At 63.6% G+C, this 936-nt stretch carries 1 protein-coding gene; it reads left to right on the top strand.

All coding sequences use genetic code 11. From position 1 onward, the window contains the following. Positions 1-936, top strand: a 936-nt coding sequence (locus tag AC1DWI_RS24535) for an NtaA/DmoA family FMN-dependent monooxygenase (protein ID WP_477726097.1), incomplete at both ends; no start/stop codon positions are given.

Below are 936 nucleotides of genomic sequence, written 5' to 3'. Positions count from 1 at the left end.
CCACCATATCGCGGCCTGGCGGCATCCTGGTTCCCAGGTTGATTCAGGCGTCAACATCGACCACTACATCGAGGTCGCCAAAACCGCCGAGCGCGGCCTGTTCGACCAGGTGTTTGTGGCCGACAGCCCGGGCGTCGCATTCCACGGCACCGACGAAGCCTTCAGCCGGCAGGGCCGCATGTCCTATTTCGAACCGGTCACTTTGTGGGCGGCCCTGTCGGCCGTGACGAAACACATCGGCTTTGTGGCAACAGCTTCCACCACTTACGAAGACCCCTTCCTGCTGGCACGCAAGTTCGCCTCGCTGGACCACATCAGCAAAGGTCGCGCGGCCTGGAATGTCGTGACCACCGGCGCCGACAATGTTTATGGCAATTTCGGGCTCGACAAGCACCCCGACCCCGAGGTGCGCTATGAGCAGGCCCATGAGTTCATCGACGTGGTGAAGGGCCTGTGGGACAGCTTCGAAGACGACGCCTTCATCCGCAACCCCGAAACAGGCCGCTACTTTGACCCGGCCAAGCTGCACGAGATCAACCACAGCGGCAAATACTTCAAGGTGCAGGGCCCACTCAACCTGGAGCGGCCGCCGCAAGGCTACCCGGTCATTGTGCAGGCCGGCTCGTCCGAGCCCGGGCGCGAACTGGCGGCGGCCACCGCCGAAGCGATCTTCACCGCCTGGACCAGCCTGGCCGAAGCGCAGGCCTTCTACCGCGACGTGAAAGGCCGCCTGGCCAAATACGGCCGCCGGCCTGAACAGCTGCTGATCCTGCCTGGCATCTCGCCCGTGATCGGCCGCACGCAGGCCGAAGCTGAAGCCAAGTGGGCCGAGCTGCAAAAGCTCATTCACCCTTCAGTGGGGTTGAACACCATTGCTCAATTCTGGCCCGGCGAAGACCTCACGAAGTGGGACCTGGACGCCCCGCCGCCCTACAT

The sequence above is a fragment of the Polaromonas sp. P3_C2 genome (genome assembly GCF_056402675.1).
This window is presented reverse-complemented; position numbering and strand designations above follow the sequence as displayed.